Annotated in this window: 6 protein-coding genes and 1 other annotated feature; of the genes, 5 read left to right on the plus strand and 1 reads right to left on the minus strand. The window is 41.8% G+C overall.

What is annotated here, in order from left to right:
• Positions 1–44: 44 nt before the first annotated feature.
• Entirely contained in the window at positions 45–302 is a 258-nt protein-coding gene (locus BDR01S_RS23960; protein WP_066249551.1) for an alpha/beta-type small acid-soluble spore protein, read from the minus strand.
• Between the two features lie 103 nt (positions 303–405).
• Positions 406–619: a binding site (T-box leader), on the plus strand.
• Between the two features lie 51 nt (positions 620–670).
• On the opposite strand from BDR01S_RS23960, the gene argS reads away from it, so the two are divergent.
• The 5 genes from argS to BDR01S_RS23985 all read left to right on the plus strand — a co-directional run bounded on the left by argS (position 671) and on the right by BDR01S_RS23985 (position 6,490).
• Positions 671–2,365 (plus strand): arginine--tRNA ligase, encoded by a 1,695-nt coding sequence (argS, locus tag BDR01S_RS23965; protein WP_066249554.1) that lies wholly within the window; start codon positions 671–673, stop codon positions 2,363–2,365.
• A gap of 73 nt (positions 2,366–2,438) precedes the next feature.
• Positions 2,439–2,900: a DinB family protein gene (locus BDR01S_RS23970; protein WP_066249558.1), complete on the plus strand. Its 462-nt coding sequence runs from the start codon at positions 2,439–2,441 to the stop codon at positions 2,898–2,900.
• A complete protein-coding gene (locus tag BDR01S_RS23975) occupies positions 2,901–4,088 on the plus strand; it encodes an MFS transporter (protein WP_066249561.1) in 1,188 nt (395 codons plus the stop codon).
• A gap of 230 nt (positions 4,089–4,318) precedes the next feature.
• Positions 4,319–6,145, plus strand: a complete 1,827-nt coding sequence (gene kimA / locus BDR01S_RS23980; protein WP_066249563.1) for a potassium transporter KimA — start codon at positions 4,319–4,321, stop codon at positions 6,143–6,145.
• A 15-nt stretch (positions 6,146–6,160) separates the two neighbouring features.
• On the plus strand, positions 6,161–6,490 hold the full coding sequence (locus tag BDR01S_RS23985) for a hypothetical protein (RefSeq protein ID WP_066249565.1): 330 nt from the start codon (positions 6,161–6,163) through the stop codon (positions 6,488–6,490).
• Positions 6,491–6,603: the final 113 nt, after the last annotated feature.

Here is a 6,603-nt window from a genome sequence, read left to right on the forward strand (position 1 = left end):
GGCCATACGCCGCTGAACAGGGCGCTTGCGCTTTTCTTGTAAAATCACCGTTTTTTAGCCATGCTTTCCTGCGCCATTTTGACAAGCTCGCGGACCATGCTGCCGCCGAGTCGGCCGCCTACTTTTCCCGCCTGCTCAGAGGTAAGCTGCCCGTTGTAACCCTTTTTCAATGGAACGCCCACTTCTTCCGCTGCTTCAAATTTTGCATCCTCAGGGTTGCCGGTATTTGCGACTTTTGCCTTCAAGGCATCTAAGCCATTGCGTGCCTCTGGGACAAGGATTTTATTTCTTCTTCTCGCCATAAATATTCCTCCTTTACTAGTAGGATTACCTGATTGAAAAAATTAATCAACAATCACTGGAAAACCCCATATTAATCCAGTATAATAACTGGTAACAATTCGGATAAAATCAATGAAAAAGAGAGTAATTATCTAGGATGTAGCAGCGATTCAGGGGTGGTGTGAGCCTGAAACAGAACAGATAATGAAGCGCACTTTTGAGATGCGTGCCTGAAAAGAAAGTAGGGTATGCCGGAGAATCCTCCGTTATGAAAGAAAGCTGGTTCTTAAAGAACAATTAGAGTGGTACCGCGGGATTATGAACTCTCGTCTCTTTTAATAGAGACGGGAGTTTTTTGTTTTTTAACAGATAAAAGGAGGTCAAAAAAATGAATTTTAAACAGGAGCTTGCCGCAATCTTATACGACTTGCTTGACCAAACGATTTCAGCAAAAGAGCTCGAACTGATGATTGAAAAACCTAAGAACCAAGAACTCGGTGATCTTGCCTTCCCTTGTTTTACCTTAGCCAAGCTGAAAAGAAAATCGCCCAATCTCATTGCTGAGGAATTAAGGGAGCAGATTAACTCCCCGATTTTTGAAAAAGTGGAAGTAGTGGGGGCTTATCTTAATATCTTTTTAAACAAAAAGGCGGCATCTGAAAAAGTAATCCATGACATCATCTCCCAAAAAGCGGCGTATGGGGCGCTTACGTTTGGAAACGGCGGCGCTGTCACGATTGATATGTCCTCACCTAATATTGCTAAACCTTTTTCGATGGGACATTTGCGTTCAACGGTGATTGGCAATTCGCTTGCATTAATTGTCGAGAAATGTGGTTATAAGCCTATAAAAATCAATCATCTTGGTGACTGGGGAACACAGTTTGGGAAGTTGATCACTGCTTATCAGTTGTGGGGAGATGCCGAAAAGGTCAAACTCAATCCAATCAAGGAACTACTAACTCTTTATGTCAAATTTCATAAAGAAGCAGAGTCTAATCCAACACTTGAGGATCAAGGCCGCAGTTGGTTTAAAAGACTTGAAGATGGCGATGAACAAGCATTAGCACTTTGGAAATGGTTTCGGGAGGAGTCATTAAAGGAGTTTTCACGAATCTATCAGCTAATGAACGTCGAATTTGACTCCTATGCGGGCGAAGCCTTTTATAATGACAAGATGGATCGTGTCGTTAAGCTTCTTGAAGAACAACAGCTATTGGTCGAATCCGAACAGGCACAAGTGGTCGAGCTTACCGAGGAACAGCTTCCGCCGTGCCTGATCAAAAAATCCGATGGGGCAACCCTGTATGCCACCCGTGATTTAGCGGCTGCTCTTTACCGCCAGGAGGAATACCAATTTGTCCAATCCTTATACGTGGTGGGGCATGAACAAAGCCTTCATTTTAAACAGTTAATAGCGGTGCTTGGAAAAATGGGATACGATTGGTCGAAACAAATGCACCATATTCCATTTGGATTAATGTTAAAAGATGGTAGTAAAATGTCGACGCGAAAAGGCAAGGTTGTTTTGTTAGAAGAAGTTCTAAACGAATCAATTGCTATGGCTAGAGATAATATTGAAGTGAAAAACCCGAACCTTCCAAACAAAGATGATGTGGCTAAGCAGGTAGGTGTCGGTGCGGTCATTTTCCATGACTTAAAGAACAATCGCATGAATGATATTGAATTTTCGTTAGAAGATATGCTTCGCTTTGAGGGCGAGACAGGTCCGTATGTTCAATACACTTATGCCAGAGCGAGTTCGATTTTACGAAAGGCGAATCTCAAGGTAGACGAGGGCGCTTTAACCTACGAAAATACTTGGGAAAAAGAATGGAAGGTAACTAGTCTTTTAATGGAATTCGCTCCAGCCATTAAAAGAGCCTGTAAGAACTTCGACCCGTCCCAAGTGGCAAAATATATTATTGACGTAGCTCAAGCCTTCAATAAATATTATGCAGACGTAAAAATCCTTGAGGATAATGCTGAACAGCAGGGCAGACTAGCACTTGTCTATTCTGTCACGGAGGTATTAAAAGAAGGCTTGCGATTGTTAGGATTAGAAGCACCAGCAGAAATGTAAGGTTTATTAGTTTATCTTAAAAGCTGTTATCAGATAGAATATAGGTAGGAAGTGGAAAGGGAGGCAAAGTGGAATGAGTGAATTATTATTTAAGCATTATGAATTAGCAAGGGAGAGATTTATCAAAGGTGTTGTGGAACTTGAAGAGGGATTTGCTGATGTTCAACCGGAAGGGTTTAATAATACCATTCACTGGCATGTTGGCCATGTATTAACAGTTGCCGAGCAGTTTATGTTTGGCTTTCCGAAAAAATCAACTCAGTTACCGGCAAACTATCTGGAGTTATTTGCCTCAGGTACCAGCCCGGCGGCTTGGCAAGGAGAGGTTCCTTCAGTCCAGCAATTAATTGTGCAGCTCCAAGAACAAGCAACACGGATTAAAGAAATCCCGGCGGAGAGTTTTAACCAAAGATTAAAAACCCCATTCCTGGGTCAGGAAACCTTTGGAGAACTAACCAATTTTGCGATTTTCCATGAGAGTAACCATTTAGGCCAAATCCAGGCAATGAAACGCGTCATTAAAGCAGCTAGATAAATGGATCAACAAACGCAGGTAAGACTGAAAGAGAAGATATGGACAAGGGATTTTGTTCTTATTATATTTGCTAACTTTTTTATCTTTCTGGGATTTCAAATGACCCTGCCTACCATTCCGCTCTTTGTAAAGGAGTTAGGAGGGAATGATCAATTGATTGGGGTGGTTGTAGGGATTTTTACCTTTTCTGCCTTACTGCTGCGCCCATTTGCAGGTCATTCACTTGAAACAAAAGGAAGGGGCTTTGTTTATTTAATTGGCCTAGCGATTTTTGTTGTTTCGGTTGGAACATTTGGGTTCCTGACAAGTATTTCCTTTTTATTTGTTGTCCGCGTCGTCCAAGGGATAGGCTGGGGATTTTCCACAACGGCATCGGGGACGATTGCGACAGATTTAATCCCTGCTACAAGAAGAGGCGAGGGAATGGGCTATTATGGCTTATCAGGAAATTTGGCCTTGGCTATTGGTCCATCTCTGGGGCTCGTGTTAACAGGCTTTTTGCCTTTTAAGGTTTTCTTTCTAATATGTGCAGGGTTTGGATTGATTGCTCTGTTCCTTTCATCCAGAATACGTTACAAAAAGGTAGACAAAAAACAGGAAGTTAAGGCATTAAAGCGAGATCTATATGAAAAAAGTGCCTTAAAGCCATCGATGCTCATGTTCTTTATTACCGTAACCTTTGGTGGAATGGCCGCCTTTCTCCCGTTATATACGGCCCAAAAGGAAATTCCAGGAATCCAATTCTTTTTTTTGTTTTATGCGATTGCTTTAATGGTTACGCGAACTTTTGCAGGCCAATTATATGACCGGAAAGGGCACCAAGCTGTCTTTATTCCGGGTACACTGTTAATTTTGGTAGCAATGCTGCTGTTATCGTGGCTTCCAAATAGTATGATTCTTTATACAGCAGCCTGTCTTTATGGTCTTGGCTTTGGGACCGTACAGCCAGCTTTGCAAGCCTGGTCCATTGACAAGGTTCCAATCAACCGAAGAGGTATGGCGAATGCCACCTTCTTTTCATTTTTCGATTTAGGAATTGGCTTTGGTGCGATTTTGTTTGGACAGATTAGTCACGCGTTTGGGTACAGCAGCATTTATAAAGCATCAGCTATATCCATATTCCTTTCGATGCTCCTTTATTTCTTTTTCTTATATAAAGACCGTGTAGGAGCAGCCGAAAAACGGTAGTTGGCATGGAGACTAATAATGTCTCCGTGCCTTTTTGTTTGAATAAGCGAATGTTTTTAAGAATTCCTTCATAATCGTGCAATTTAGGATAAGACTAAGGTGTAATACTAATATAATCTCTAGTTGCATGGAAAATTTAGTAATCCATCATAAGAAAACACTTCATAATAACAACTGTGTTGTGTTAAAATCAATCGGTAATTCTACTTTAAATGTGGTGGGTGATTCGGATGCTCTCTTCTTTTAAGAGATTCTTAATCGGTCGGCCGTTAAAATCAACGGCACTGGGCGAACAAAAATTAAATATCCTCAAGGCTTTAGCCATTCTTTCTTCCGACGCCTTATCTTCTGTAGCATACGGGACAGAACAAATTCTGATTGTTTTAGCAACGGTAAGCGTCATCGCCTACTGGTATTCGGTACCTATTGCTGTTGGGGTATTATTTCTATTAGCAGCACTCATTCTTTCCTATCGACAAATTATCTATTCCTACCCTCATGGCGGTGGGGCATATATCGTATCGAAAGAGAATATCGGTGAAAAGGCGGGATTAATTGCCGGGGGATCCCTTTTAGTCGATTACATATTAACGGTGGCGGTAAGTGTATCTGCAGGTACGGATGCAATCACGTCGGCATTTCCAACTTTACATCAACATACGGTGATAATTGCTTGCGTCCTGGTCATTCTCATCACGATTCTCAATCTACGCGGCCTAACAGAATCGGCGACAATTTTAGCCTATCCGGTCTACTTGTTCGTTATTGCTCTGTTCCTATTGATTGGTGTGGGGCTTTTTAAAATTATGACGGGGGATGTGTCAGCTGCCGTTCAGCACGCACCAATTGGGGCGCCTGTTCAAGGAATCACGCTTTTCTTGCTGTTGCGCGCCTTTGCGTCAGGATGCTCGGCGTTGACTGGGGTTGAAGCCATTTCGAATGCGATACCAAGCTTTAAAGACCCGGCACCTAGAAATGCAGCAAGGACATTAATTTTAATGGGCACACTCCTTGCCCTGTTATTTACGGGGATTACGTTCTTAGCCTATTATTACGGAATTTCGCCAAAGCATGACGAAACGGTCGTCTCGCAAATTGCTAAAGAAACCTTCGGACGAAATTATCTTTACTTTTTTGTACAAGGAACGACAGCGCTTATTTTAGTGCTGGCAGCGAATACGGGCTATTCTGCGTTTCCTTTATTAGCTTACGCACTGGCCAAGGATAAGTATATGCCGAGGATGTTCACCATTAGGGGCGACAGACTTGGTTACTCTAACGGAATTGTTTCCTTAGGGGTAGGCTCCATCTTGCTTATTATTTTTTCAAGAGGTCAAACAGAGCACTTAATCCCGCTTTACGCGGTTGGCGTATTTATTCCGTTCACCTTGTCGCAAACAGGGATGATCATCAAGTGGCTGCGGGAAAAGCCCGCTGGTTGGGTGGCGAAACTTAGTGCCAACTTAACCGGTGCACTTATCACCTTAGCCGTCTTAATTATTTTCTTTCTGACAAAATTCAGCCAAGTATGGTTTGTAGTCATCTTTTTACCGATCATCGTGCTTGCCTTCAAACGAATTAATCATCATTATGAGGCGGTAGGCGAACAATTAAGGATTCATCCCGACCAGCCGGCACTTCCAATTGAGGGAAATGTTATTATTGTTCCCGTTGCTGGGATTACGAAGGTTGTTGAAAACTCGATTAATTATGCGAAATCCTTAACCGACCAAATCTTTGCAGTGTATGTTTCATTTGACCGTGAAGATGAAAAGCGCTTTGAAGAAAAATGGCAGCAATGGCAGCCGGATGTTCGGCTCGTTACCTTACAATCACATTATCGAAGCGTGTTAATTCCGTTATCGAAATTTATTGATACGGTGGAGCACAAAGCAAGTGAGAACAACTACCGTGTGACGGTGTTGATTCCGCAGTTTATTACTAAGAAAAGTTGGCATAATATTCTTCACAACCAATCTAGTTTATTGATTCGTACCTATCTTATTTTTAAAAAGAAGGTTATTGTATCAACACTGCCATTTCATTTTAAAAAGTAAAAGGTGGGGCGGGCTTTGGAATTTTTGCTTGAAAACAAGTGGGCTATTTTAGTGAGCCTTGAGGTATTTGCCTGGTCTTCCACATTCTTTATGCTGTATGCCAGGTATGGGTTGAAATCAAGTTTCTGGTTTAAGGTTGCAACGGTTTTATTTGCGTTAACAGGGGTCATTCCGCAGGTGTTAATGGGGATTGTAAACTTTATTGCGACCAAAAGCCTCGACATATTTACATTAATTATTGTTGTGCTCATCATTTATGGATTTACGATTGGGAAGGGCCATGTGAAGAAGCTGGACAATTGGGCACAAAGGAAATTTTCAAACAAAGAAAACCACCGCGATTAGAATTATAACGGGTTTATTTGTGAGGTGCAAAATGGTTAATCACAAACCTAATTCATAGCAAATCACATAAATTCCACAACACAATTTACAGTATATAGCACAGTAAAAAAGGC

Source organism: Neobacillus drentensis NBRC 102427 (assembly GCF_001591445.1).
GTDB lineage: Bacteria > Bacillota > Bacilli > Bacillales > Cytobacillaceae > Neobacillus > Neobacillus drentensis.

Excerpts from the sequence above, each read along its gene's own strand:
- BDR01S_RS23960 (WP_066249551.1), bottom strand. The coding sequence starts at position 302 with ATGGCGAGAAGAAGAAATAAAATCCTTGTCCCAGAGGCACGCAATGGC.
- BDR01S_RS23975 (WP_066249561.1), top strand. The coding sequence starts at position 2,901 with ATGGATCAACAAACGCAGGTAAGACTGAAAGAGAAGATATGGACAAGG.
- BDR01S_RS23970 (WP_066249558.1), top strand. The coding sequence starts at position 2,439 with ATGAGTGAATTATTATTTAAGCATTATGAATTAGCAAGGGAGAGATTT.
- kimA (WP_066249563.1), top strand. The coding sequence starts at position 4,319 with ATGCTCTCTTCTTTTAAGAGATTCTTAATCGGTCGGCCGTTAAAATCA.
- argS (WP_066249554.1), top strand. The coding sequence starts at position 671 with ATGAATTTTAAACAGGAGCTTGCCGCAATCTTATACGACTTGCTTGAC.